25 protein-coding genes are annotated in these 26,055 nt (G+C 56.6%); 11 read left to right on the forward strand and 14 right to left on the reverse strand.

The window, feature by feature from the left end; all coding sequences use genetic code 11:
- Positions 1 to 157 precede the first annotated feature (157 nt).
- Positions 158 to 1,336 (forward strand): formate-dependent phosphoribosylglycinamide formyltransferase, encoded by a 1,179-nt coding sequence (gene purT / locus N5J69_RS02685; protein WP_279767900.1) that lies wholly within the window; start codon positions 158 to 160, stop codon positions 1,334 to 1,336.
- Positions 1,337 to 1,370: 34 nt separating this feature from the next.
- On the opposite strand, the gene N5J69_RS02690 is transcribed toward purT, so the two are convergent.
- Together N5J69_RS02690 and zwf are read right to left on the reverse strand one after the other, a co-directional pair.
- Positions 1,371 to 2,009 (reverse strand): bifunctional 4-hydroxy-2-oxoglutarate aldolase/2-dehydro-3-deoxy-phosphogluconate aldolase, encoded by a 639-nt coding sequence (locus N5J69_RS02690; protein WP_279767901.1) that lies wholly within the window; start codon positions 2,007 to 2,009, stop codon positions 1,371 to 1,373.
- A gap of 214 nt (positions 2,010 to 2,223) precedes the next feature.
- The gene (gene zwf, locus N5J69_RS02695; protein ID WP_013358160.1) at positions 2,224 to 3,699 is read right to left on the reverse strand and encodes a glucose-6-phosphate dehydrogenase; all 1,476 of its coding nucleotides are present in this window, start codon (positions 3,697 to 3,699) and stop codon (positions 2,224 to 2,226) included.
- 364 nt (positions 3,700 to 4,063) lie between these two features.
- Here zwf and N5J69_RS02700 point away from each other — a divergent pair, with 364 nt between their 5' ends.
- The 3 genes from N5J69_RS02700 (at position 4,064) to N5J69_RS02710 (ending at position 7,809) form a co-directional block, all read left to right on the forward strand.
- The gene (locus tag N5J69_RS02700; protein ID WP_279767902.1) at positions 4,064 to 4,942 is read left to right on the forward strand and encodes a MurR/RpiR family transcriptional regulator; all 879 of its coding nucleotides are present in this window, start codon (positions 4,064 to 4,066) and stop codon (positions 4,940 to 4,942) included.
- Positions 4,943 to 5,049: 107 nt separating this feature from the next.
- Positions 5,050 to 6,492, forward strand: a complete 1,443-nt coding sequence (pyk, locus tag N5J69_RS02705; RefSeq protein ID WP_279767903.1) for a pyruvate kinase — start codon at positions 5,050 to 5,052, stop codon at positions 6,490 to 6,492.
- An 84-nt stretch (positions 6,493 to 6,576) separates the two neighbouring features.
- On the forward strand, positions 6,577 to 7,809 hold the full coding sequence (locus N5J69_RS02710) for an MFS transporter (protein ID WP_279767904.1): 1,233 nt from the start codon (positions 6,577 to 6,579) through the stop codon (positions 7,807 to 7,809).
- Positions 7,810 to 8,162: 353 nt separating this feature from the next.
- Here the strand turns inward: N5J69_RS02710 and lpxM are convergent, their stop codons facing one another.
- The 3 genes from lpxM to znuA form a co-directional block, all read right to left on the reverse strand.
- Positions 8,163 to 9,137, reverse strand: coding sequence for a lauroyl-Kdo(2)-lipid IV(A) myristoyltransferase (lpxM, locus tag N5J69_RS02715; RefSeq protein WP_279767905.1), 975 nt, complete (start codon positions 9,135 to 9,137; stop codon positions 8,163 to 8,165).
- 125 nt (positions 9,138 to 9,262) lie between these two features.
- Entirely contained in the window at positions 9,263 to 10,594 is a 1,332-nt protein-coding gene (gene mepM / locus N5J69_RS02720) for a murein DD-endopeptidase MepM (protein WP_279767906.1), read from the reverse strand.
- A 13-nt stretch (positions 10,595 to 10,607) separates the two neighbouring features.
- Positions 10,608 to 11,555: a zinc ABC transporter substrate-binding protein ZnuA gene (gene znuA, locus N5J69_RS02725; RefSeq protein ID WP_279767908.1), complete on the reverse strand. Its 948-nt coding sequence runs from the start codon at positions 11,553 to 11,555 to the stop codon at positions 10,608 to 10,610.
- Between the two features lie 77 nt (positions 11,556 to 11,632).
- Here znuA and znuC point away from each other — a divergent pair, with 77 nt between their 5' ends.
- Both znuC and znuB read left to right on the forward strand, forming a co-directional pair.
- The gene (znuC, locus tag N5J69_RS02730) at positions 11,633 to 12,388 is read left to right on the forward strand and encodes a zinc ABC transporter ATP-binding protein ZnuC (RefSeq protein WP_279767909.1); all 756 of its coding nucleotides are present in this window, start codon (positions 11,633 to 11,635) and stop codon (positions 12,386 to 12,388) included.
- The gene (gene znuB, locus N5J69_RS02735) at positions 12,385 to 13,170 is read left to right on the forward strand and encodes a zinc ABC transporter permease subunit ZnuB (protein ID WP_279767910.1); all 786 of its coding nucleotides are present in this window, start codon (positions 12,385 to 12,387) and stop codon (positions 13,168 to 13,170) included. Before znuC ends, znuB begins: the two co-directional genes overlap by 4 nt.
- On the opposite strand, the gene ruvB is transcribed toward znuB, so the two are convergent.
- The 6 genes from ruvB to aspS form a co-directional block, all read right to left on the reverse strand.
- Positions 13,171 to 14,175, reverse strand: coding sequence for a Holliday junction branch migration DNA helicase RuvB (ruvB, locus tag N5J69_RS02740; RefSeq protein ID WP_279767911.1), 1,005 nt, complete (start codon positions 14,173 to 14,175; stop codon positions 13,171 to 13,173).
- An 8-nt stretch (positions 14,176 to 14,183) separates the two neighbouring features.
- Positions 14,184 to 14,798 (reverse strand): Holliday junction branch migration protein RuvA, encoded by a 615-nt coding sequence (gene ruvA, locus N5J69_RS02745; protein ID WP_279767912.1) that lies wholly within the window; start codon positions 14,796 to 14,798, stop codon positions 14,184 to 14,186.
- A gap of 94 nt (positions 14,799 to 14,892) precedes the next feature.
- Positions 14,893 to 15,420: a crossover junction endodeoxyribonuclease RuvC gene (gene ruvC, locus N5J69_RS02750; RefSeq protein WP_003849205.1), complete on the reverse strand. Its 528-nt coding sequence runs from the start codon at positions 15,418 to 15,420 to the stop codon at positions 14,893 to 14,895.
- A gap of 37 nt (positions 15,421 to 15,457) precedes the next feature.
- Positions 15,458 to 16,201 carry a YebC/PmpR family DNA-binding transcriptional regulator gene (locus N5J69_RS02755; protein WP_279767913.1) on the reverse strand — a complete coding sequence of 248 codons (744 nt, stop codon included), beginning with the start codon at positions 16,199 to 16,201 and terminating at the stop codon, positions 15,458 to 15,460.
- A 282-nt stretch (positions 16,202 to 16,483) separates the two neighbouring features.
- Positions 16,484 to 16,915, reverse strand: coding sequence for a dihydroneopterin triphosphate diphosphatase (gene nudB, locus N5J69_RS02760; RefSeq protein ID WP_279767914.1), 432 nt, complete (start codon positions 16,913 to 16,915; stop codon positions 16,484 to 16,486).
- Positions 16,915 to 18,693 carry an aspartate--tRNA ligase gene (aspS, locus tag N5J69_RS02765; protein ID WP_279767916.1) on the reverse strand — a complete coding sequence of 593 codons (1,779 nt, stop codon included), beginning with the start codon at positions 18,691 to 18,693 and terminating at the stop codon, positions 16,915 to 16,917. The genes nudB and aspS overlap by 1 nt, the downstream gene beginning before the upstream one ends.
- Before the next feature lie 211 nt (positions 18,694 to 18,904).
- On the opposite strand from aspS, the gene N5J69_RS02770 reads away from it, so the two are divergent.
- The 4 genes from N5J69_RS02770 (at position 18,905) to cmoB (ending at position 21,966) form a co-directional block, all read left to right on the forward strand.
- Positions 18,905 to 19,726 (forward strand): DUF72 domain-containing protein, encoded by an 822-nt coding sequence (locus N5J69_RS02770; protein WP_279767917.1) that lies wholly within the window; start codon positions 18,905 to 18,907, stop codon positions 19,724 to 19,726.
- A 69-nt stretch (positions 19,727 to 19,795) separates the two neighbouring features.
- Positions 19,796 to 20,191, forward strand: a complete 396-nt coding sequence (locus N5J69_RS02775; RefSeq protein WP_279767918.1) for an MAPEG family protein — start codon at positions 19,796 to 19,798, stop codon at positions 20,189 to 20,191.
- An 81-nt stretch (positions 20,192 to 20,272) separates the two neighbouring features.
- A complete protein-coding gene (gene cmoA, locus N5J69_RS02780; protein ID WP_279767920.1) occupies positions 20,273 to 21,001 on the forward strand; it encodes a carboxy-S-adenosyl-L-methionine synthase CmoA in 729 nt (242 codons plus the stop codon).
- Complete coding sequence (gene cmoB / locus N5J69_RS02785) at positions 20,998 to 21,966, forward strand: tRNA 5-methoxyuridine(34)/uridine 5-oxyacetic acid(34) synthase CmoB (RefSeq protein ID WP_279767922.1); 969 nt, start codon at positions 20,998 to 21,000, stop codon at positions 21,964 to 21,966. The genes cmoA and cmoB overlap by 4 nt, the downstream gene beginning before the upstream one ends.
- A gap of 4 nt (positions 21,967 to 21,970) precedes the next feature.
- Here the strand turns inward: cmoB and N5J69_RS02790 are convergent, their stop codons facing one another.
- Positions 21,971 to 22,594: a LysE family translocator gene (locus tag N5J69_RS02790; protein WP_279767923.1), complete on the reverse strand. Its 624-nt coding sequence runs from the start codon at positions 22,592 to 22,594 to the stop codon at positions 21,971 to 21,973.
- A gap of 146 nt (positions 22,595 to 22,740) precedes the next feature.
- Here N5J69_RS02790 and N5J69_RS02795 point away from each other — a divergent pair, with 146 nt between their 5' ends.
- Entirely contained in the window at positions 22,741 to 23,838 is a 1,098-nt protein-coding gene (locus tag N5J69_RS02795; RefSeq protein ID WP_279767924.1) for a glycerol dehydrogenase, read from the forward strand.
- A 30-nt stretch (positions 23,839 to 23,868) separates the two neighbouring features.
- Here the strand turns inward: N5J69_RS02795 and N5J69_RS02800 are convergent, their stop codons facing one another.
- Together N5J69_RS02800 and N5J69_RS02805 are read right to left on the reverse strand one after the other, a co-directional pair.
- Positions 23,869 to 24,717 carry a hypothetical protein gene (locus N5J69_RS02800; protein WP_279767926.1) on the reverse strand — a complete coding sequence of 283 codons (849 nt, stop codon included), beginning with the start codon at positions 24,715 to 24,717 and terminating at the stop codon, positions 23,869 to 23,871.
- Between the two features lie 295 nt (positions 24,718 to 25,012).
- Positions 25,013 to 26,041 (reverse strand): C45 family peptidase, encoded by a 1,029-nt coding sequence (locus N5J69_RS02805; protein WP_279767929.1) that lies wholly within the window; start codon positions 26,039 to 26,041, stop codon positions 25,013 to 25,015.
- Positions 26,042 to 26,055: the final 14 nt, after the last annotated feature.

Raw genomic sequence — 26,055 nt, forward strand, 5'->3', positions numbered from 1 at the left:
CTTTCAGGATGTCAGCCCGCTATCCTGACGAAAAGGATGTCAGGAAACGTCAGAGCGGGAAAAGTAATTCAAAAAGACCTGTCAGCGGGACGAAAGATGAGAACGCAAACGTTTTCGTTTATACTTGCGCGCGAATTTTGACTGCTTAGGTGAATGTATGACGACTCTCGGAACAGCGCTGCGCCCGGCGGCGACGCGCGTGATGCTATTGGGTTCAGGTGAACTGGGTAAAGAGGTGGCGCTGGAGTGTCAGCGTCTGGGTGTGGAAGTGATCGCGGTGGATCGTTACGCCGATGCCCCGGCGATGCATGTTGCCCATCGCAGCCATGTGATCAACATGCTGGATGGCGCAGCACTGGCGGCACTGATTGCCGAAGAGAAACCTGACTTTGTGGTGCCGGAAATCGAAGCCATCGCCACCGATACGCTGGTTGAGCTGGAGCAGCAGGGCCAGCGCGTGGTTCCGACCGCCCGTGCCGCGCGGCTGACCATGAATCGCGAAGGCATTCGCCGCCTGGCGGCTGAAGAGCTGTCGCTACCCACTTCCCCTTATCGCTTTGCCGACAGCAAGGTGCGCTTTGATGAGGCCGCGGCCGGGATCGGTTTCCCCTGCATTGTAAAGCCGGTAATGAGTTCATCCGGTAAAGGTCAGAGCTTTATCCGCGACGCCAGCCAGCTTGATAAAGCCTGGGACTATGCCCAACAGGGTGGCCGCGCCGGTGCCGGTCGCGTCATCGTCGAAGGCGTTGTTAACTTCGATTTTGAAATCACCCTGCTGACCATAAGCGCAGTCGATGGTATTCACTTCTGTGCGCCGATTGGTCACCGTCAGGAGGATGGCGATTACCGGGAATCCTGGCAGCCACAGCAGATGAGCGCCGTCGCACTGCAGCGGGCACAGGATGTTGCTGCACAGGTTGTGAAGGCGCTGGGCGGCTATGGCCTGTTCGGCGTTGAGCTGTTTGTCTGCGGTGATGACGTTGTGTTCAGTGAAGTGTCGCCGCGTCCTCACGACACCGGCATGGTGACGCTGATTTCGCAGGATCTGTCAGAGTTTGCACTGCACGTGCGGGCGTTTCTGGGTCTGCCGATTGGCGGGATCCGGCAGTATGGTCCGTCGGCGTCAGCCGTTATCCTGCCACAGCTGGACAGCCAGAATGTGCAGTTTGTGAATGTTGAAGCCGCGCTGGGTGCAGGGCTGCAACTGCGACTGTTTGGCAAGCCGGAGATTAGCGGACAGCGCCGTCTGGGCGTCGCGCTGGCCAGTGGTGACACCACCACTCAGGCGATTGCGCGTGCCGTTGCCAGCGCAGCAGCCGTTACCGTTCAGGGGTAAACGTGTGCGGTGAGCAGACGCTCACCGCCATCACTTACTTCGCGCCGTCGACAGCTTCGCGTGCCAGGCGGGTGATGCGATCCCAGTCACCCGCTTCCAGCGCGTCGGTTGGCACCAGCCAGGAGCCGCCGATACACAGCACGCTTTTCAGCGCCAGGTAGTCACGGTAGTTGGCCGGAGAGATGCCACCGGTTGGGCAGAAACGCACCTGCGGGAAGGGTCCGCCAATCGCCTGCAGCGCTTTCACGCCGCCATTGGCTTCTGCCGGGAAAAACTTAAACTCGCGCAGACCGTAGTCCATGCCGGTCATTAACTCCGAAACGGTGCTGATACCCGGAATCAACGGAACCGGTCCTTCCACCGCCGCTTTCAGCAGCGATTCTGTTACGCCAGGGCTGATAACAAACTGCGCACCGGCATCGGTCACTTCCTGCAACTGCTGCGGGTTGATCACCGTTCCCGCCCCGACGATCGCATCCGGGACTTCTTTAATCATCGCACGTAACGCATCCATCGCTACTGGCGTGCGCAGCGTCACTTCCAGTACTCTGACACCGCCTGCCACCAGCGCTTTCGCCATCGGCACCGCATGTTCCAGTTTGTTCACGACAATAACCGGCACCACAGGTCCGGTGGTCAGAATCTGTTCAGCACTCGTTTTCCAGTTTTTCATCAGTTTTCCTTGCTTGATTACACCGGGATCGCGACCCGGTCATGGAGCATCGGCTCCTGCCCTGTAAATTGCGTCACTACCATACATGATCCGCTTCCTGAGCGTCTATCCCTCTTCGCCCATTTTGAAACAGCAGTTCAGTTTTCTGATTATCCGCTGGTCCGGTGCAGAGGCGAAAAAAAAGCCCGCGTAGCGGGCTTCTTCAGTACGTCAGTTATTCAAACTCATTCCATGAGCGGCCATCGCGGGTGATCATTGCCACCGAGGCCACCGGGCCCCAGGTGCCCGCCTGATAAGGCTTGGATGAGTCGCCATCTGCCGCCCACGCATTGATAATTGAATCAACATAGGTCCACGCGGCTTCAACTTCATCACGGCGCACAAACAGCGCCTGGATGCCGCGCATGCTTTCCAGCAGCAGACGCTCATAGGCATCCGCAAGGTGCGACTGGTTGAACGTTTCGGAGTAGCTCAGGTCCAGCTTGGTGGTCTGCAGCTTGTGCTTGTGATCGAGGCCTGGCACCTTGTTCAGGATTTCGATATCCACGCCCTCGTCCGGCTGCAGACGAATGGTCAGCTTGTTCTGCGGCAGCTCTGAATAAGAATCTTTAAACAGGTTCATCTCAGGGTTTTTGAAGTAAACCACCACTTCCGAGCACTTGGTCGGTAAACGCTTACCGGTACGCAGATAGAACGGCACGCCCGCCCAGCGCCAGTTGTCGATGTCGACACGGATTGCCACGAAGGTCTCCGTGGCGCTGGTTTTATTGGCACCCTCTTCTTCCAGGTAGCCCGGCACTTTTTTGCCCTGAACAAAGCCAGCGGTATATTGGCCGCGTACGGTTTTTTCACGCACGTTGGTCTGGTCGATGCGGCGCAGCGAACGCAGCACTTTAACTTTTTCGTCACGGATGCTGTCGGCGCTGAGATCGGACGGCGGCGACATGGCGATCATGGTCAGAATCTGCAACAGATGGTTCTGGATCATGTCACGCATCTGGCCCGCTTTATCGAAGTAACCCCAGCGACCTTCGATCCCCACCTCTTCGGCCACGGTGATCTGCACATGGTCGATAGTGCGGTTATCCCAGTTGTTTACAAAGATAGAGTTGGCAAAGCGCAGCGCCAGCAGGTTAAGCACGGTCTCTTTGCCAAGATAGTGGTCGATGCGGAATACCTGGCTCTCATCAAAGTATTCGCCAACGCTGTCGTTGATCTCCTGCGAGGTTTCCAGTGAGGTGCCCAGCGGCTTCTCCATCACAACGCGCGCCGGTTTTGCATTCAGCTTCGCGGTGCCCAGTCCCTGACAGATGGCACCAAAGGTGCTCGGCGGCATCGCAAAATAGTTGATGGTCGTGCGGTTTTTCTGGTCCAGCATCTTGCCCAGTTTCGGGAAGTGCGTGGTGTCGTTGACATCGAGGTTGCAGAAGTCGAGACGATTACTGAGCTTATCCCACAGCGCTTCGTCAATCTTCTCCTTCATGAAGGTTTCCAGCGCTTCACGTACCACTTTGGTATATTCCGCTTTGTCCCACTCGGCACGGCCGACACCAATAATGCGGGTTTCCTCGTGAATCTGACCCGCTTTCTCTAACTGGTACAGTGAAGGCAACAGTTTACGGCGTGCAAGATCGCCTTTGGCACCGAAAATCACCAGATCGCATGCCTGGGCTGTTTGTGTTACCGCCATTTTCCTCTCCTCGTTGCAGGATAGTCCGGTGGTGATGCATCCTCTGCCACCGGGTCCAGGTTATTATTTTCTTTCAGCACAATGTACTTTTTTCCCCGCGCCAGGTAAACCGACTCGCCGGGCCAACCGCATTAACTCTGTACCGGATGTGCTAAGCGCGTGTGATGACGCGTGCGGATTGCCGGTTTTTTCTGTGTCTGCGGGTGTCAGGAAAATCTGGCACCGATCAAAGTATCCCAAAAAAAAGCGTTATCGGCTTGTCCGCCGCTGCGCCTGTCGGCTGCTGACGCGATATAGTCTCTGTTAATCGGCGCTGACGACAGTGATAATTGAAATTGATAAAAGCGATAATGGTCATCGGTTTATGAATATGCTGGAAAAAATTGAGGCGCAGTTCGCTGCGCTGAGCAAAGCGGAACAGAAAGTCGCCCGGCAGATTCTGGCTGAACCCCAGGCGGCGATGCACTCCAGCATCGCGACACTGGCGGGCGTTGCCTGCGTGAGTGAACCCACGGTGAACCGCTTCTGCCATCGACTGGGCGCACGCGGCTTCCCCGACTTTAAACTGCAACTGGCGCAAAGCCTGGTGAAAAGCAGCAACTGGGTCAGCCGGGGCGTGGAAGATGACGACAGTGTGGAGAACTACAGTCACAAAATCTTCGACTCGGCGCTGGCAGGACTACAGCGGGTACGGGATCAGCTGGATAGCGCATCTCTGCAGCAGGCCGTAACACTGCTCGCCCAGGCCGATAAACTCGCTTTTTTCGGGCTGGGGGCATCCGCCGTCGTGGCACATGACGCCTTTACCAAATTTCTGCGCTTTAATCTGCCCGTCATCTGGTCGGACGATATTGTGATCCAGCGCATGAGTTGCATAAATAGTCGAGCCGGTGACGTTTTTGTTCTCATTTCACATACTGGACGCACAAAAAATATGGTAGAACTGGCTCGCCTGGCCCGTGTAAACGGTTCCACCGTTATTGCCATCACCTCTCCCGATTCACCCCTTGCCCATGAAGCAGCGATAGCTTTAGTGCTTGATGTTCCGGAAGATACTGATGTCTATTTGCCGATGGTGTCGCGCCTGGCGCAGTTAACCGTGATCGATGTGCTGGCGACCGGTTTTACCCTGGAACGGGGAGCCCCCTTTCGGGAAAACCTTAAGCGCGTAAAAGAAGCGTTGAAAGCGTCGCGTTACGAAAAGAACACCATTCGGGAAGAGGATGATCAGCAAAAAAATTAACATCACATTTACAATGTGAGTCGTATCACAACCCGTCGATCATATAGAATAGATAACCATGCTGTGTCCACAGACCCGGACACGCTTAAATGTTTACGGAGTCCTCGATGTCAAGACGTCTCAGAAGAACCAAAATCGTAACAACCCTCGGCCCGGCCACCGATCGTGATAATAACCTCGAAAAAATCATCGCTGCTGGCGCGAACGTTGTACGACTCAACTTCTCTCACGGCACGCCTGAAGATCATCAGCTACGTGCCGACAAAGTTCGCGAGATTGCTGCAAAACTGGGGCGTCACGTCGCTATTCTCGGTGACCTCCAGGGTCCAAAAATTCGTGTTTCAACCTTCAAAGAAGGCAAAGTTTTCCTGAATATCGGCGACCGCTTCCTGCTGGATGCCAGCCTGGGTAAAGGCGAAGGCGATAAAGAGCGCGTGGGTATCGACTACAAGGGTCTGCCTGAAGATGTGGTGCCAGGCGATATCCTGCTGCTGGACGACGGCCGCGTGCAGCTAAAAGTGCTGGAAGTTCAGGACATGAAAGTCTTCACCGAAGTCACCGTGGGCGGCCCGCTGTCGAACAACAAAGGCATTAACAAGCTGGGTGGCGGCCTGTCAGCGGAAGCACTGACTGAAAAAGACAAAGCAGACATTATCACCGCCGCTAAAATCCGCGTCGATTATCTGGCCGTCTCCTTCCCCCGCTGTGGCGAAGATATGAACCTGGCGCGTCGTCTGGCGCGTGAAGCGGGTTGTGAGGCCAAACTGGTCGCTAAAGTGGAACGTGCCGAAGCGGTTGCCAGCCAGGAAGCGATGGATGACATCATTCTGGCATCAGACGTGGTGATGGTTGCACGTGGCGATCTGGGCGTTGAGATTGGCGATCCGGAACTGGTCGGCATTCAGAAAGCGTTAATTCGTCGTGCCCGTCAGCTTAACCGCACCATCATCACGGCAACCCAGATGATGGAGTCGATGATCACGAACCCGATGCCGACCCGCGCAGAAGTGATGGACGTGGCGAACGCCGTGCTGGATGGCACCGATGCCGTGATGCTCTCTGCGGAAACCGCAGCGGGTCAGTATCCGGCTGAAACCGTCTCGGCGATGGCGAAGGTCTGCCTGGGCGCAGAGAAGATTCCAAGCGTTAACGTTTCCAAGCACCGTCTGGATGTGCAGTTCGACAACGTGGAAGAAGCGATCGCCATGTCTTCGATGTATGCCGCCAACCACCTGCAGGGCGTCACCGCAATCATCACCATGACCGAATCGGGTCGTACGCCGCTGATGACCTCGCGTATCACCTCGGGCCTGCCGATTTTCGCGATGTCACGCCATGAACGTACGCTGAACCTCACCGCGCTCTATCGCGGTGTGACGCCGGTGTTCTTCGACAGCAACAACGACGGCGTGGCGGCTGCACACGATGCGGTTAACCTGCTGCGTGATAAAGGTTTCCTGGTTTCCGGCGATCTGGTCATCGTCACGCAGGGTGACGTGATGGGTGCCACCGGCACCACCAACACGACCCGCGTGCTGCGCGTGGATTAATTGCCCCCGGGTTAACATTGTCGGTGTAGAATCAACGACGCGACTGCCTGGCAGTCGCGTTTTCTTTTCTGACAAGGAGGCAAGATGCCCCGTTTCCAGCCCATCAGCCAGCTTACCGGCCGAATTTTACTTTTTCCTCTGGCGTTAGTGCTGTTCGAGTTTGCTACCTATATCGCTCACGACATGATCCAGCCGGGTATGCTGATCGTTACCAGTGAGTTCTCTGCCGGCCCGGAATGGGTTTCCACCTCGCTGACCGCCTACCTAATTGGCGGCGTGGTGCTGCAATGGCTGCTGGGTCCGCTCTCCGATAAGTTCGGGCGGCGACCGGTGATGCTCTCCGGCATTCTGTTTTTTGCCGTCGCCTGCATACTGACCAACTGGGTCAGCTCGATTGAAGAATTTGTCAGCCTGCGTTTTATTCAGGGCATCAGCCTGTGCTTTATCGGTGCGGTCGGCTATGCCGCCATTCAGGAAGCGTTTGATGAGGCGCTGGCGGTGCGCATGATGGCGCTGATGGCCAACGTGGCGCTGCTGGCCCCGCTGGCGGGTCCGCTTGCCGGTGCCGCCTGGCTCACCGTGGGCAGCTGGCGCAGTATGTTCTGGCTGTTTGCTGCCTGCAGCCTGGTTGCGTTCGTGGTGTTGTGGCGTGTGATGCCTGAAACCGCAGGCGACCGCAGTCACTCCATCGCCCTGCCGAATCTGGCGCGAAACTATGGCCGATTGATGAAAGACCGGCTGGTGATGTTCGGGTCTTTTGCTATCGGGCTGGTGTTTATCCCGATCCTCACCTGGGTTGCGTTGTCGCCGGTGATTCTGATGCATGACGAAGGTCTGTCACGCATGCAGTACGCCCTGCTGCAGCTGCCGGTGTTTCTGGCGATGATCGCTGGCAACCTGACGCTGAGTAAGCTGGCAGGACGGGTGCCGATTGAGCAGCCGGTGAAGTTCGCCGCCTGGCCGATTCTGGTGGGTCTGAGCATCGCGCTGGTGGCCAGCCTGATGAACAGCCACGGTTATCTGCTGATTACGGCTGGCCTGAGCCTCTACGCCTTTGGCGCTGGCATGGTGAATGCCGGACTCTATCGCCTGACGCTCTACGCCAGCAACGAAGGCAAAGGCAGCGTGGCGGCGATGCTGGGGATGATCAGCATTCTGACGCTGGCGGCAGGCATTGAACTGGCGAAAAGTGGCTATTTTAGCGGCGGTACGTTGTGGTTCTGTCTGATTAACTTTATCAGCGGCGTGCTGTGGTTTGGCCTGGTGATCCTGTTTATGCGCGAGCGCAAACGTCGCAGCAGGCTGGACGCGTTATAACAAAGCTGCGTAATCGTCCGCGCTGAGCATGCCACGGATGGCGATTTGCGTCTTTGCGCAGGGCGTAGGCTTCCTGAGCCAGCTCTTTTATTTACATCATAAAAGGCTGCGAAAGCGGCCTTGTTATTATCACTTACTCGCTGGATCCGGGTGAATCTGAAAGCGGCGAATAAACTTAAAGCGCAGGGAACACGGGCAGAGGAGGAAAGCGTCCCGCGCCACGGATGGCGCGGGCCGAGCGGCCAGGGATTGGCTTAAGCGCCTTTCCGATCTGACCGTGTTCCCTAAGCATGTTCGAACTTACCGCTAACCAAACCCGACGTACCAAAAAGGCCGCTTTCGCGGCCTTACTGCTATTTGCGCGGATAAAGCTCTTTGCGCGAATAGGGTTCAATATCACCCTCTTTGCGGGTCTTCAGCAGCTTGAGGATCCACGTGTACTGCTCGGGATGCGGGCGGACAAACACCTCGACCTCTTCATTCATCCGGCGAGCCAGCTGGTGATCGTCTGCCTCCAGCAGATCGTCCATTGGCGGACGCACATAAATTTCAAGCTTATGCGTTTCACTGTTATAAACCGGGAACAATGGCACCACGCGGGCGCGGCACACCTTCATCAGTCGGCCTACCGCAGGCAGCGTCGCTTTGTACGTGGCAAAGAAATCGACGAACTCGCTGTGCTCCGCACCGTGATCCTGGTCGGGCAGATAGTAGCCCCAGTAACCCTGACGCACTGAACTGATAAAGGGTTTAATCCCGTCGTTACGCGCATGCATCCGGCCACCATAGCAACGACGGGCGGTGTTCCAGGCATAGTCCAGTAGCGGGTCGCTCTGATTGTGGAACATGGCTGCCATCTTCTGGCCTTCTGACGCCAGCAGCATGGCGGGAATATCCACTGCCCAGCCGTGTGGCACCAGGAAAATCACATTCTCCTGGTCAGCTTTCATCTGGTCGATAATTTCACGACCATGCCACACAACGCGCTGACGGATACGCGCCGGGTCGCGCAGCACCAGCTCGGCCATCATTGTCATCGCCTGCGGCGCGGTCGCAAACATCTCATCAACCAGCGTCGCGCGCTGCTCTTCGCTAAGTTCCGGCAGGCAATAATAGAGATTGATCAGTGCGCGACGGCGAGCACCCTTTGCCAGCTTACCGGCAAACCGGCCTAAACGGCCCAGTAGCGGATCGCGTACTTTCGGCGGTAAATATGCCAGACCCACCAGCGCACCAATTGCCAGCCAGCTGCCCCAGAACTTAGGTTTGAGAAAAGAACGTTCAAAAACGGGAATAAATTCAGTGTTATTTTTTTTACGGGTTTCCATGCACTCGCCTCAAGCAATGACCGGCTTATGATAGTGACGACCTGAAAATTTGCAATCATCCTGCGCCAGATAGCAAAAAACCGACGGAGAAGCCGTCGGTTTTTACGCGATTTGACGAAATTCGCTTACTTCAGACCCAGCTGAGGCAGCCAGGATTTAACCTGTGCCATGTAATCACTGCGATCTTTGCCGGTCAGACCTTCCATACGCGGCAGTTTCGCCGTTAAGGGGTTAACCGCCTGGTTATTAATCCAGATTTCGAAGTGCAGATGCGGTCCGGTAGAGCGCCCGGTGTTACCTGACAGCCCGATACGATCGCCGCGCTTCACTTTCTGACCCGGCTTCACCAGCACTTTTTTCATGTGCATGTAGCGCGTCATGTACTGACGGCCATGACGGATAGCAACGTAGTTACCGGCGGCACCGCCATTTTTCGCCACGACAATCTCACCATCACCCACCGCCAGTACTGGCGTACCAATCGGCAGCGCAAAGTCGACGCCTTTGTGCGGCGCAATGCGACCGGTTACCGGATTAAGACGACGCGGGTTAAAGTTGGAGGAGACACGATACTGCTTAACCGTCGGGAAGCGCATAAAACCGCGTGCCAGACCGGAGCCGTTGCGATCGTAGAACTTGCCATCTTCAGCGCGGAAAGCGTAATAATCTTTACCCCCGCTGCGCAGGCGCACGCCCAGTAACTGACTCTGCGCGCTCTTGCCATCCAGCATTTCACGTGACATCAGCACGCTGAACTGGTCGCCTGCACGCAGCTTACGGAAGTCCATCTGCCACTGCATCGCTTTGATAACGGCGTTTGCTTCAGCCCCGCTCAACCCCGCCCGCATGGCGCTGGCGGCGAAACTGCCGCGCACTTCGCCCTGCATCACGCTGTTGCGCCACTCACCCTTCTGCATCTCCGTATCCATTTTAAAGCCACCTGCGGGGGTGCGCTCATAGGTACGGGTTTCGCGGCGGGAGATTTCCCAGGTCAGGGTTTTCAGCCCCCCATCATCATCCAGTGTCCAGCTCAGCTGCTGACCAACCTGCAGATTGCGCAGATCGCGGTCGCTCACCACCAGCGCATTAATGTCGCTGATGTCGATGCCATACTGATTCAGCGCACTGCTCAGGGTATCGCCGGATGAAATGGTATAGTCGTGAACCCCTGCCGTTTCTGGCACGGCGGTGTCGACATCATCCGCAGGCAGCTCTTCGTCCGGTTCCGGTGTGCTCTGATCGATCGGCTCACTGGCTTCCGGCAGCAGCGTGCGGAGCGTGTTCTTATCCAGCTCAATGTTTTTAACGATGGGCGTCACATCATCCGTGGGATGATAAACGTAAGGCCGCCAGACAGCGACGGCCAGAGTGACTACAGTTAAAGAACCCAGCATTACGCGGTGGGGGCGCGGCAAATTATTAAATGCGAGGGCGACAGAGCGGGCTATCTGCTGCACTTTTACCTATTCCTCATGCTCCATTCAGGCAGCTTTCATACTGGCTCGACAGTTGTGAGAGGAATTTCACGTAGCTGTCTTTGGCTAAGCTGATGTCTGTGCCCAGGGGGTCGAGCGTGCCTTTACGCACCTGCGTTCCGCGGGAGACAGCATCGATGACTGCTGGCCTGAATTGTGGCTCAGCAAAGACGCAGACCGCCTTTTGCTCAACCAACTGTGTTCGTATCTGGTGTAAACGCTGCGCGCCCGGTTGAATTTCAGGATTGACGGTAAAATGCCCGGCGGGCGAAAGACCGTAGTGCTTTTCAAAGTACGTGTAAGCGTCGTGAAAAACGAAATATCCTTTATTTCTGACCGGAGCAAGTTGTGCGCTAACGCGTTTGTCCGTGTCCGCCAAAGCTACCTCAAACTGCTGGAGGTTGGCGTCAAGTTTGGCTTTATCTTGCGGCATAAGTTCCAATAATTTTCCATGGATTGCAACCGCGGTCTTACGCGCAATCTCTGGCGACAACCACAGGTGCATATTAAACTCGCCATGGTGATGGTGATGCGCATCTGCGTCATGTTCTTCGGATTTATCCGCTGCGTGCTCGTCTTCATCTTCACCACCGCTAATCAATAGCGGTTTTACCCCGTCGATGTTTACCATGGCGAGGTTTTTTTGGGCGGGAAGTTCAGCTGCCGACTTCGCCATAAAGGCTTCCATTTCAGGCCCGACCCAGACGACTAAGTCCGCGTTTTTTAAACGTTTTGCATCAGATGGGCGCAGAGCGTAATCGTGTTCTGACGCCCCGTCCGGCAGCAGCACCTCAACCGGTGTGATGCCATCTGCAATGGCTGCGGCGATAAACCCGACCGGTTTTAGTGAAGCCACTACATTCGCCTGAGCAGGAAGGGTTAATAAAGCTGAAACTGATAAAGCAGTTAAGGCGAAAATTGCGCCCTTTTTATTATGTAACATATTGCGTCATTCCATCGTGACCGTGAGGTGGAATGTGATATTATAACATTCGAAATTCTGTGCAACCTGTAAATACTATGACCTCACTTGTCACACTCGATAACGTTTCGATAAAATTTAACCAGCGCAACGTGTTATCCGGCGTCAGCCTGGCGTTGCAACCCGGCCGCATCCTCACCCTGCTCGGTCCCAACGGTGCCGGAAAATCGACGCTGGTGCGTGTGGTGCTCGGCCTGCTCGCCCCCTCGACCGGTTCCGTTCAGCGTGAACCAGGTCTGCGTATTGGTTATGTGCCACAGAAGCTGCACATCGACCCTACCCTGCCGGTGACCGTTGAACGCTTTATGCGTCTCACCCGTGGCAGTAAAAACGCGGAAATTATGCCTGCGCTGAAACGCGTTCAGGCGGGTCATCTGCTCAACTCTCCACTGCAAAAGCTCTCCGGCGGAGAAACGCAGCGTGTGCTGCTGGCGCGCGCCCTGCTGAATCATCCTCAATTGCTGGTGCTGGATGAACCGACGCAGGGTGTGGATGTGAACGGTCAGGTTGCCCTCTATGACCTGATCAACCAGTTACGCGTCGAACTGAACTGCGGCGTGCTGATGGTTTCCCACGATCTGCATCTGGTGATGGCTAAAACCGACGAAGTGTTGTGCCTCAATCATCACATCTGCTGTTCGGGCACACCGGAAGCGGTCTCCCAGCATCCCGAATTTATCGCGATGTTTGGCCCGCGCGGCGCGAAAGAGCTGGCGATCTACCGTCATCATCATAATCATCGTCACGATCTTCAGGGACGTATTGTTTTACGCAAAGGACAGGGTTCATCATGATTGAGTTGTTATTACCGGGCTGGATAGGCGGTGTGATGTTAGCGCTGGCTGCCGGTCCGCTGGGTTCGTTTGTCGTCTGGCGTAAGATGTCCTACTTTGGCGATACCCTGGCACATGCCTCTCTGCTCGGCGTAGCGTTTGGCCTGCTGCTGAACGTGAACCCCTACTACGCGGTGATTCTGGTGACGGTCTGCCTGGCGCTGGGTCTGGTCTGGCTGGAGCGTCGCCCGCATCTGGCGATTGATACGCTGCTGGGGATTATGGCGCACAGCGCACTGTCGCTGGGCCTGGTGGTGGTCAGCCTGATGAAAAACGTCCGTGTTGATCTGATGGCGTACCTGTTTGGCGATCTGCTCGCGGTCACGCCAGACGACCTCTGGATGATGGGCGGCGGCGTGGTAATTGTGCTGCTGGTGATGGCGTGGCAGTGGCGTTCGCTGCTGTCGATGACCATCAGCCCGGAACTGGCGCAGGTGGATGGCGTCAATATCCAGCGAACCCGACTGATTCTGATGCTGGTCACGGCGCTGACTATCGGCGTGGCGATGAAGTTTGTGGGTGCGCTGATCATCACCTCACTGCTGATCATCCCTGCCGCCACCGCACGCCGTTTTGTGCGCTCGCCGGAAGGCATGGCGGCGGTTGCCGTGGTCATCGGGGTCATCGCCGTAACCGGCGGTCTCACCTTCTCTGCGTTTTACGACACGCCTGCCGGGCCATCGGTGGTGCTCTGCGCCGCCATCCTGTTTATCATCAGCATGGTTCGCAAACCGGCCCTGTAATTACTCTTCGCGGGTGATGCCGAAGTGCCGGTAAGCATGCTGCGTGGCCAGACGGCCACGCGGTGTGCGCTGAATAAAGCCCTGCTGAATCAGGAAAGGCTCGATCACATCTTCGATGGTTTCGCGCTCTTCACCAATGGCGGCAGCCAGGTTATCCAGCCCCACCGGTCCACCCATAAACTTGTCGATGATCGCCAGCAGCAGTTTACGGTCCATATAATCGAACCCTTCGCTGTCCACGTTAAGCATATCCAGTGCGCTACAGGAAACCTCGCCGCTCATCTCACCATTCGCCCGTACTTCTGCAAAGTCACGCACCCGGCGCAGCAGGCGGTTGGCGATACGCGGTGTGCCACGCGCACGACGGGCAATCTCTAACGCACCTTCGTCACTCAGCGTCAGCCCCAGGCAGGCGGCGCTTCGGCCCACAATGTGCTGCAGATCTTTAACCTGATAGAACTCCAGACGCTGCACAATGCCAAAGCGATCGCGCAGCGGCGAGGTCAGTGAGCCTGCCCGCGTGGTCGCGCCAATCAGGGTAAACGGCGGCAGATCGAGCTTAATTGAGCGCGCTGCAGGTCCTTCACCAATCATGATATCCAGCTGATAATCTTCCATTGCCGGATAGAGAACTTCTTCCACCACGGGTGAGAGGCGGTGGATCTCGTCGATAAACAGCACGTCATGCGGTTCAAGGTTGGTCAGCATTGCCGCCAGATCGCCCGCCTTCTCCAGCACCGGACCCGAGGTAGTACGCAGATTGACGCCCATCTCGTTGGCCACAATGTTCGCCAGCGTGGTTTTACCCAGACCTGGCGGCCCGAAGATCAGCAGATGATCCAGCGCATCGCCTCGCAGCTGCGCGGCCTTGATGAAAATCTCCATCTGCTCACGCACCTGTGGCTGACCGACATACTCGGTCAGCATCTTCGGGCGAATGGCGCGGTCGATTATCTCTTCTTCGTTAATACTGGCAGCGGAGACCAGGCGGTCGGCTTCTATCATGACTTACCTCAAATGGCGGCGCGGAGCGCTTCGCGGATCAGGGTTTCACAATCCGCATCCGGTCGACCGACTTTACTGATCATACGGCTCGCTTCCTGCGGTTTATAACCCAGTGATACCAGCGCTGCAACCGCTTCGGATTCCGCGTCGTTGCTTTCCGGCTCCGCGCTCGGTGTGGTGAGCGTAAAGGCCGACTCGCCGCCAAACAGGTCGCCATGCATGCCTTTGAAGCGGTCCTTCATCTCGACGACCAGACGCTCGGCGGTCTTTTTGCCCACGCCGGGTAATTTCACCAGTGACGCGATCTCTTCTTTTTCTACTGCGGTAACAAACTGCTGTGCAGACATGCCGGACAGGATAGCCAGCGCCAGCTTGGGTCCGACGCCATTGACTTTAATCAGCTCGCGGAACAGTGCGCGCTCCTGCTTGCTGTTAAAACCAAACAGCAGCTGAGCGTCTTCGCGCACCACAAAGTGAGTGAAAATCACCGCTTCGTGCTGAAGTTCAGGTAACTCATAAAAACAGGTCATGGGCATGTGAATTTCATAGCCTACGCCGTGTGCCTCAAGCAGCACCAGTGGCGGCTGCTTTTCCAGAATGTTGCCCCGTAAACGACCTATCACCTGAATGCTTCCTTAACTAACGAATGTGGCGGATTTTATAACATAAAAAAGGCTGGATGAATATCCAGCCTGAGCGTGAGACCTGAGCGATGCCCTAACCTGAGCGCAACCGTCCGCGCGTCAGCACCAGCTTGCTGTCGCTCATTCGCGCTGCGTTCTGCGCCACGTGACAGTGCGTTATCGCAATTGCCAGCGCATCGGCGGCATCCGCCTGCGGGTTTGCCGGTAACTTCAGCAGGGTCCGTACCATGTGCTGCACCTGGCTTTTCTCGGCGCTGCCGATGCCAACCACCGTCTGTTTAACCTGACGGGCGGCGTACTCAAACACCGGCAGATCGTGGTTAACCGCAGCAACAATCGCCGCACCGCGCGCCTGGCCCAGCTTCAGCGCTGAGTCAGCATTCTTCGCCATAAACACCTGTTCGATGGCGAAGAAGTCGGGTGAAAACTGCGTGATGATTTCGCAGACGCCCGCATAAATCAGCTTAAGACGGGCGGGTAACTCAGTAGTGTTGGTGCGGATACAGCCGCTGCCCAGATAGGTGAGCTGGCGGCCGGTCTGACGAATAACACCATAACCGGTGATGCGTGAGCCGGGATCGATACCCAGAATAATCGACATTACGCCTCTCCGGTTAGCGGGGTGACAGCAGACGCCATTACAGCGTTTCCGCCACCTCATCGGAGATCTCACCGTTGTGATAAACCTCCTGCACATCGTCGCAATCTTCCAGCATGTCGATCAGACGCAGCAGTTTTGGTGCGGTTTCCGCATCCATTTCCGCTTTGGTGGTCGGGATCATTGCCACTTCTGCGGTGTCCGCTTTCAGGCCAACGGCTTCCAGTGCATCACGCACGGCACCCATCTCTTCCCATGCGGTGAAGACATCTATTGCACCGTCATCATAGCTGACAACGTCTTCTGCACCGGCTTCCAGTGCCGCTTCCATCACTGCGTCTTCATCCTGACCCGGCGCATAGGAGATGACGCCTTTCTTGTTGAACAGGTAAGCCACAGAGCCGTCGGTGCCGAGGTTGCCGCCGGTTTTGGTGAAGGCGTGACGCACTTCGCCCACGGTACGGTTACGGTTGTCGCTCAGGCATTCAATCATGATGGCTGAACCACCCGGACCGTAACCTTCATAAATGATGGTTTCCATGTTGGCGTTGTCATCGCCGCCCACGCCGCGTGCGATAGCGCGATCCATGGTGTCACGCGTCATGTTGTTGGCCAGCGCTTTATCCATAGCTGCACGCAGACGCGGGTTTGAACCCGGATCGCCGCCACCCAGTTTGGCCGCCGTCACCAGTTCACGGATGATTTTGGTGAAGATTTTGCCACGCTTGGCGTCCTGCGCCGCCTTACGGTGTTTGGTGTTTGCCCACTTACTGTGTCCTGCCATTTTACATTTCTCCGATCTTTTACAGGGTGCAGACTATCCTGGCTGCGCGCTTGTTAACCGTCCATGCTCATACAGGTGAGTGACAACCTGAATGCCCAAAGGCGAGCGTTGCGCATCATCCTTACGTACTCATGTACGCAGGCGATTTCACGCTGACGGTGAACAATTTCGTGGCGAGGATGACGCCTGACTGTTCAATAGGTTGGTGTAGTCCTGTTAAAACTCACCAGATTCATAAAATTTAATCCATTCGCCGCCGGAATACCGGGCGATGGCGAGCATTCAGATAAATTCTTCAATTGCCTGGCGGTTACTCCATGATCGGGTTAATGCTGCAGCGTCAGCGGGTGACAGCCAGCGAAACGCCAGATGCTCGGTCAGCGTGATATCACGCTCTTCCGGCAGTTGCAGGCGAAACCAGTGCTCGTGGTTGTGGGTAACACCCGGTGCATAGCGGTGGCGGAAATGGGGGAAGATTTCAAAGTCAATCTGACGCTGACAATCTTCGATCTCCAGCCGCTCAGCCAGCACATCAATGCCGACCTCTTCATTCACCTCACGGTACGCGGTCGCCAGCGGTGACTCTCCCGCTTCCAGGCTGCCGGTCACCGACTGCCAGAATGCAGGATCGTCACGTCGCTGCAGCATCAACACCCGGCCAGTATCACGCGCCGAAATCACAACCAGCACGGAAACCGGGTGTTTATAGCCCATTATTTATTCTCAGGCTTTTCTTTTTTAACGACCTGAATGCCAAGCTCCAGCAGTGAAGCCGGATTGGCTTCGCTTGGTGCTTCGGTCATCATGCAGGCTGCCGCCGTGGTTTTCGGGAACGCGATAACATCACGAATGTTATCGGTGCCGGTCAGCAGCATGGTCAGGCGATCCAGACCAAAGGCCAGACCCGCATGGGGAGGAGTACCGAACTTCAGCGCATCCAGCAGGAAGCCAAACTTCTCGCGCTGCTCATGCTCTTCAATACCCAGAATGCTGAACACCGTCTGCTGCATTTTGCCGTTGTGGATACGCACTGAACCGCCGCCCACTTCATAACCGTTAATGACCATGTCATAGGCATTCGCCACTGCACGGGTTGGTTCGGCCGCCAGCTCGTCTGCGCTCATCTCTTTTGGCGCTGTGAACGGATGGTGCATCGCGGCCAGACCGCCTTCCTCGTCCTCTTCGAACATCGGGAAGTCGATCACCCACAGTGGTGCCCAGGCGTTCTCATCGGTGATGTTCAGCTCGCGGCCGACTTTCAGGCGCAGCGCACCCAATGCGTCAGCGACCACTTTGGCACGGTCGGCACCAAAGAAGATGATGTCGCCATCCTGTGCGCCGGTACGGTTCAGAATCTCTTCAACGATCTCCGCGTTCAGGAACTTGGCAATCGGGCTTTGCACGCCTTCCAGACTGTCGGCACGCACGTTAACTTTCATCCACGCCAGCCCTTTCGCGCCGTAAATCTCGACGAACTTGCCATATTCATCAATCTGCTTACGGCTTAGCTGGGCACCGGTTGGCACGCGAAGCGCCGCAACACGGCCTTTTTCATCGTTGGCCGGGCCAGAGAAGACCTGAAACTCCACGTTTTTCAGCAGGTCGCCAACGTCCACCAGCTCCATCGGGTTACGCAGATCCGGTTTATCAGAACCGTAGCGATGCATCGCTTCCGCAAAGGTCATCTGCGGGAACGCGCCGAGATCAACACCCTGCACGTCCTGCCACAGATTGCGGATTAAACGCTCCATGATTTCCCGCACCTGTGGGGCGGTCATAAAGGAGGTTTCCACATCGATCTGGGTAAACTCTGGCTGGCGATCGGCACGTAAATCTTCATCGCGGAAGCATTTTACGATCTGATAGTAGCGGTCAAAACCGGACATCATCAGTAACTGTTTGAACAGCTGAGGCGACTGCGGCAGCGCATAGAATTTGCCTTTGTGAACCCGGCTTGGCACCAGATAGTCACGCGCGCCTTCCGGGGTCGCTTTAGTCAGCATCGGGGTTTCGATATCCAGGAAACCTTCGTCATCCATGAAGCGACGGACAAAGCTGGTGATTTTTGCGCGGGTTTTCAGACGGGTTACCATCTCAGGGCGACGCAGATCCAGATAGCGGTATTTCAGGCGCGCTTCTTCGCTGTTGGTCTGATTCGAGTCCAGAGGCAGAGGCTCAGAACGGTTGATGATGGTCAGCGCCTGGGCAAACACTTCGACCTCGCCGGTCGCCATGTCGCTGTTTTTGTTCTTCTCATCACGCGCACGCACAGTACCGGTGATCTGGATGCAGAATTCGTTACGCAGTTCAGAAGCCAGCTTGAAGACGTCCTGACGATCGGGATCAAAAAATACCTGCACGATGCCTTCACGGTCGCGCATGTCGATAAAAATCAAACTGCCCAGATCGCGACGGCGGTTTACCCAGCCGCAAAGCGTGACTTGCTGACCCACATGAGACAGATTGAGCTGTCCGCAATATTCTGTACGCATAACACTATCCTTTTAACTTTGCCGCTGCAGCTGACAGCATCCGGCCGCGTTACCTGATGCGATGCTGTCGCAAAAATGGCGGCCATTATAATGGAAAAAGCCAGACAGGATAAGCAGATCAGCGCCAAAGCGCCGATTTCCTGTGTGCATTTGCCCCCCAGCCGGACCCTGGCGGATAATGGAATCTCTTAACCTGCAGCCAGGAGCGCACGTGACACTTCGTATTGGCCTGCCCCAGTGGGGGCATTCACACTGGAAACGCTGGGGTATCGAAAGCCTGGCGGACTATGCCCGCTACTTTCACTGCGTAGAGGGAAATACCACGCTCTATGCGCTGCCGAATGCGGATACGGTGATGCGCTGGCGCGACATGACGCATGAGGCATTTCGCTTCTGCTTTAAATTCCCTAACACCATCAGCCATCAGGCGGCGCTGCAGCACAGCGACGACCTGCTGACCGATTTCCTGCGCCTGATGGAGCCGCTGGCCGACCGCATCGGTCAGTACTGGCTACAGCTGCCTGCCAGTTTCTCCCCGACGCAGCTGGACGACCTGTGGCGTTTTCTGGATAGCCTGCCGCGCCGTTTTCATTATGGCGTCGAAGTGCGCCATCCGGCTTTTTTTGCTAAAGGCGAGGCTGAGCGGTCACTGAATCGGGGCCTGCTGGCACGTGGCATCAATCGCGTGATGCTCGACAGCCGCCCGGTTCACGCCTCCACCTCACAAAGCCCGGCCGCGCTGGTTGCGCGTTCCCAGAAGCCGAAAGTGCCGCCGCATGCCCTGCGAACCGGCTCGCAGCCAATGGTGCGCTTTATCGGCAGCGACAGCGTGGAAGAGAGCGTGCCGCTGTTTCAAATCTGGCGCAGCAAACTGGCTGAGTGGCAGCAACAGGGCGACGTCATGCTGTTTGTGCACACGCCCGACATGGGCCAGGTTTTTCCGCTGGTGCAGGCGCTGTGGCCGCAGTTGCAGGAGATCGACCCCACTATCGGCAACGGACCGGACTGGCCGCAACAGACGTCACTGTTTTGATTGCTTTGCAGGACAGCGGGCTGCACGCCCGTTAGAATAGACCCATTTTGGACAGTCGCTGGAGTGGCTATGGTTAGCGCGTTATATGTGGTGGCAGGGGCATTACTGGTAATGAAATTCACGCTGGACGTCGTGCGTTACCGCCGATTCTACCGGGTAGCGTATGGCGATGGCGGCTATCACGACCTGAAAATGGCAATTCGCATTCACGGCAATGCCATCGAAACCATTCCGCTGGCGCTGTTTCTGCTGGTGATGATGGAGATGAACGGCGCCGATATCTGGATGGTGCATCTCACCGGCCTGCTGTTTTTCATCAGCCGCCTGCTGCACGCCTGGGGCTTACGCAGCAGCGCAATGACGGGCCGCAAATATGGCATGATGCTCACGCTGTTTTCTCTGTGCGGCATGGTGATTTTCAACCTGATTTATATGCCGTGGGAACTGGTGCTGTCCCTGCATTAAGCCCGCCTGGGTTAAGGGGTGCAGCCCGCCCCACTTTCTGCGAGAATAGCGCCCTTTCCGTCGTCTCTTCGGATTTTCGATATGTTTGACCGCGATCAACTCTTCTCAGCGCCCATTGCAAAACTGGGCGACTGGACTTTTGACGAGCGCGTAGCTGAAGTCTTTCCTGACATGATTCAGCGCTCGGTGCCGGGCTACTCCAACATCATCTCGATGATTGGCATGCTGGCAGAACGTTTTGTTACCCCGGACAGCAAGGTCTATGACCTGGGCTGCTCGCTGGGCGCGGCCACCCTGTCGGTGCGCCGTAATATTCATGTGCCGGGCTGCCAGATCATTGCGGTGGATAACTCCCCGGCGATGGTGGAGCGCTGCCGCCGGCATCTGGATGCGTTTCGCGCTGATACGCCGGTTACGGTGCTGGAAGCGGATATCCGCGACATTGAGATTGAGAACGCCTCGCTGGTGGTGCTCAATTTCACGCTGCAGTTTCTGGAGCCGCCCGCACGCCTGGCGCTGCTGGAAAAGATCTGGCAGGGACTTAAACCCGGTGGCGCACTGGTGCTGTCAGAGAAGTTCAGTTTTGAGGATGCCGATGTCGGCGAGCTGTTATTTAACATGCATCACGACTTCAAGCGCGCCAACGGCTATAGCGAACTGGAAATCAGCCAGAAGCGCAGCATGCTGGAAAATGTCATGCTGACTGACAGCGTGGAAGCACATAAAGCCCGCCTGAAACAGGCCGGGTTCTCGCACGCCGAACTCTGGTTCCAGTGCTTTAATTTTGGATCTCTGGTGGCGTTGAAATGATCGACTTTGGCCGTTTTTATCAGCAAATTGCGGTGGGCCCGCTGGCAAAGTGGCTGGAAGTGTTACCGGCGCAAATCAGCGAGTGGCAGCGTGAGAACCTGCACGGGCACTTTCGTGACTGGTACAAGTCGCTGGAATATCTGCCGCTGCTGGAACCGCAAAAGCTGGACCTGCTGCACAGCGTGACCGCCGACCGCGATGACATCAGCGATCGGCACCGTCAGGGGATTGAGAAATTACTGCGTAACCTGATGCCGTGGCGCAAAGGCCCCTATTTCCTCTACGGCACCCACATCAACACCGAGTGGCGTTCTGACTGGAAGTGGGAGCGCGTCATACCGCACATCTCACCGCTGGCAGGCCGGACGGTGCTGGATGTCGGCTGTGGCAGCGGTTATCACATGTGGCGGATGATTGGCGCGGGTGCCCATCTGGTGGTGGGTATCGATCCCATGCAGCTCTTCCTGGTGCAGTTTGAAGCCGTGCGTAAGCTGCTGAATGACGATCGCCGGGCGCATATGCTGCCGCTGGGAATTGAGCAGCTTCCGGCGTTACAGGCATTCGATACCGTATTTTCGATGGGTGTACTCTATCATCGTCGCTCCCCGCTGGATCACCTGTTACAGCTTAAAAACCAGCTGGTGAGCGGGGGCGAACTGGTGCTGGAAACGCTGGTGATTGAGGGCGATGTAAATCAGGTGCTGGTGCCCGGTGAGCGCTATGCGCAGATGCGTAACGTCTTCTTTATTCCGTCAGCCGACGCGCTGAAAAGCTGGCTGGAAAAAAGCGGATTTGTTGATGTGCGCATCGTTGATTTTGCGCGCACCACCACCGACGAGCAGCGCCGCACTGACTGGATGATCAGCGAGTCTCTTGCTGAGTTCCTCGATCCCGATGACCCCAGCAGGACGGTTGAAGGCTATCCGGCTCCCCTGCGTGCCGTGCTGGTCGCTACCAGGCCTTAACGCGCTAGCGGCGAGACAGCGCCAGTTTCGCCGCAAACCCAATAAATACGCAGCCGGTCAGGCGGTCCATCACCTTCAGCACCGGCGGTTTTCGCAGATGCCCGGCGAAATAGTGGCTGCCGCCAATCAGCACGGCATTCCAGATCAGCCCCAGCAGCATGTGTGCCAGTGCCATGAGGCTGCACCAGAGCGCCACTGATGCCCCTGCCGGGATAAACTGAGGCAGGAAGGTCACGTAAAACACGCCCACTTTGGGATTCAGCAGGTTCCCCATTAATCCCCGGCTGAAGCAGGCCAGAAAGCCCTGCTGCTGTGCAGGCTGTCCGGGCGTCTCCACGGGCTGCTGACGCGGTTTTAGCAGCAGCTTCACGCCCAGATAGAAAAGCCAGCCCGCGCCCACCCACTTCAGCAGGTTATAGGCGATTTCAGAAGCCATCAGCAGCGCACCCAGCCCCACGCCCACCGCGATTCCCCAGAGCAGACACCCCAGCGTCACGCCAAGCGCGGTGGCACAGGCGCGCTGCCAGCCCTGAGCAATCGCGGTTCGCAGCACCAGCGCGGTATCGAATCCCGGCGTGAGCGTCAGAATGGTAATGGCAAACAGGAACGAAAAGAGCGTGGCGCTCATGATGAATTCTCCGTTATCTCTTCGGGCAAGGGGTGTTAAGGCAGCGTAACAGCCCTGACGGGGTAATACGCGAGATCGCCTGTCAGTCTGAGCGGATTGTGCCAGGCTGGATCGGGTCGAATCATTCATATTAAGGCGATGTGATTATGAGTAAATTTATTTTTTCATCACCCCGTAAATATGTGCAGGGCGCTGGTGTGCTGGATGAACTGGGAACCTATCTGACAGAACTGGGCGATCAGGCTTTCCTGGTGGCGGATGAGGTTGTCTGGAACCTGATTGGCGAACGGACGCAAAAAACATTGCAGTCAGCCGGTGTGAAATTCAGCTGGCAGCAATTTAACGGCGAGGCCTCCAGTAACGAGATCACCCGTCTCGGTGCGCTGGCAAAGCGCCAGGGCTGTAACGTGGTTGTCGGGCTGGGCGGCGGCAAAACGCTGGACACGGTTAAGGCGGTGGCGGACGAACTGAAACAGCCGGTAGCTATCGTGCCAACCATTGCCTCCACCGATGCCCCCTGTAGCGCCCTGTCCGTCATCTATTCTGACAGCGGCGTATTTGAGAGTTATCGCTTCTACAGCAAAAATCCTGATTTAGTGCTGGTAGACACAGCCGTCTGTGCCAGTGCGCCTGCACGGCTTTTTGCCTCCGGCATTGCCGACGGTCTGGCTACCTGGGTTGAAGCACAGGCGGTGGCGCGTTCCCATGCGAAATCAATGGTAAACGGGGATCCAACCCTTGCCGGACTGGCGATTGCCCGGGCCTGTGAAGAAACACTGCTTACGTGGGGTTACAGCGCCTATGTCGCCGTCACCGAAAAAAGGGTCACGCCCGCAGTGGAAGCGGTGGTTGAGGCGAACACCCTGCTCTCGGGGCTGGGTTTTGAAAACGGTGGACTGGCAGCTGCCCACGCCATTCACAATGGTTTTACCGCCATCGATGGCGACATCCACCATCTGACCCACGGCGAAAAAGTGGCCTATGGCACACTGACGCAGATGGTACTGGAGCGGCGTCCGGATGAAGAAATTGCCCGCTACATTCGCTTCTATCGCAGCATCAACATGCCGACCACGCTCCGGGAGATGCATCTGGAAAAGGAAAGCTGGGAGAATCTGGTGAAAGTGGGCGCACTGGCGAACAGTGAGGGGGATACGCTGAAAAACCTCAATCCTCATCTCTCGCCTGACGATATTGCCAGCGCCCTGCTGGCGCTCGATGCCTTCAGCCAGACGGTGAAATAAGCCGCCAACGGGCGATCATCCGATCGCCTGTTACTCTTCTGCCGCAGGCTGGTCCCAGTACTCATATTTGTAGGCCGAACTGAGATGGCGTTCGATGGTGCCACGCGTGAAGATTTCAGTTTCATGCAAATAGCTCAGGGTACAGTTGCCGACCTCATCCCAGGACTGGCACTCATTCACAGATCGGATGGTGCTCAGCGGGGTGGTCGCCGTGCCGTTGAGCCGTACTTCACGCCATTGGGGGTCGTAGGTGTAATCATCGGTGCCCCGGGCGGAGGTGGTGCGCGTCACCAGCCCCTGGGGGTTCCAGTGGTAGTAAAATTCACCGTTGGTCAGCGGATCGCTGCCCCGCGCTATGCTCTTTTCCAGCCGTCGCTGGCGATCGTAACGATAGGTCGTGTCGGTAAAACCGGTTTTACCCATGCTGGTAAATCTGTCCGAGGCGCTGGTGATATTGCCATGCTCGCCTTTCTGCCAGTTAATCGTTCCCTGCCGGTTATCAACCACAACCTCCCTGCCCGCTTTCAGCACCCTGACCAGATACGCATATTCCGCTACCCAGCCACCCTGTACCCGGGCGATGTGTTGCTCCATGCTGAGGATCACGTTGCGTTCGCTTTTGTCGTAGCTGACGTCAGCCACCGTCAGATCGCCGCAGGCGTCAAACTGACCCAGCACCCGCTTTTGCGAATTCACATCTTTACCAAACTCACCTGCGACCACCTGCTTCACCGCGCCTTTTGCATTGCCGCCCAGCAATATCAGCGTGTTGCTGTTAACAACGGCTGCGTTGACGGGCCCGCATGTGCTGGCTGCAGCGTTGCCACTGCACAGCGCAGTCAGTATCAGGCTTAAAGAAAGAATCTGGTTGCGTTTCATAGGGTAAATTCCAGGCGACATTGCTTTCAGTGTAAACGCTGTGGTGATGAATCGCGGCAATCTGTGATGATTTAAATCGCCCGCCCTCCGTAACAGGGATCTGGCGCGCTAAGCGTAACGGATGTGGCGAGGGAGTGTGTTGATGTTTCCCGCAAAAGTCCTTCATCATTGACGGGCGTGAAGTCAAACAGGCTGACTGCTGGCTGTTTCGTAACGGAAGGCTCATGCGGATTAACTGCTGGCACGAAAAAACCCGCCTCGGCGGGTCTAGCGCGTGACGCCATCTGGCGATGAATCAGGGTTCGTCACTCACCACGCCGTGCAAAGCGGCCTGTTCACGATCCTGAGTAAACACCTGCCACGCCACCTGTTGTGATGCCAGCGTGAAGATAGCCGTTGCCAGCGTATTCTCTTCATCCGGGTCTTGCGGAGCGAGCCGGTAGATGGGCAACAGGTCATCGTGCTGGTCGGAGAGGATCGCTTTTGCGGACGCACCATCCAGCTCAGCATGTTCCATCTGCCACGCATCCAGACGCTGCTGGCGAGAAGCGGAGCTGTCAGTGATCACCTGCTCAATGACATCGCGTTGCGGATGGATAAGATGGTTAGCATGGGTGAAGACGCCGGAAAGCTGCGTGACTGAACACCCCGACCCCGTGGCTTCCACGCTGAACAACCGGCTATCACCCCGCTGCCCCAGCGTATGATGAAAAGCCCCTGCACGCGGCGAGGTCGTCAGTAGCGCAATCGCCTCATCGAGCGTTGCTGCATTGAGCGCAGCACGTGCCAGAATCTGACGCGGCAGGCCAGCCGGGCGATGCACGGCGCGAATGTTATTCACCGTGTTCACCACGCCCCGGTCATTCACGGCAAAAGTGTGGCCGCATATCGACCCCGGATAGGCAAAGCTGGTGAACCCGATGCCCTGATCCGGCAGCACACGCACAATGGCACAGTCACCACGCAGCTGCGGAAACCCATCTTCATTGTGCGCGATAATCAACGCGCCATCGCGGCATGGCCCGGCCACCGTGGTGCAGCCATCCGAGGTAGAACGCACCAGATCGCCCCGGCAGTTCCATGCAAAGACCTCATCAAGGGGAGCCTGCAACCCGCTGGCCAGCCCTTCCAGCTCAAGCCAGATCTGCGGGAATTCAGCCTGCACCTGCGCACGCATACGCTGAGTCTGTTCCGTGTGCTTCATGGCCGTGACGGTTTGCCACAGCGCGATGTGCGTCAGTTTTTGATGCCAGGCCGCCCGACCGAATTCACCGAGTTGCTGACCGATTTCAAACGCTGAACCACTGATTACGATTTTTTTCATTTTGCTGTCAGTCA

Source organism: Pantoea sp. GD03673 (genome assembly GCF_029844725.1).
In the GTDB taxonomy this organism is placed as follows: domain Bacteria; phylum Pseudomonadota; class Gammaproteobacteria; order Enterobacterales; family Enterobacteriaceae; genus Pantoea.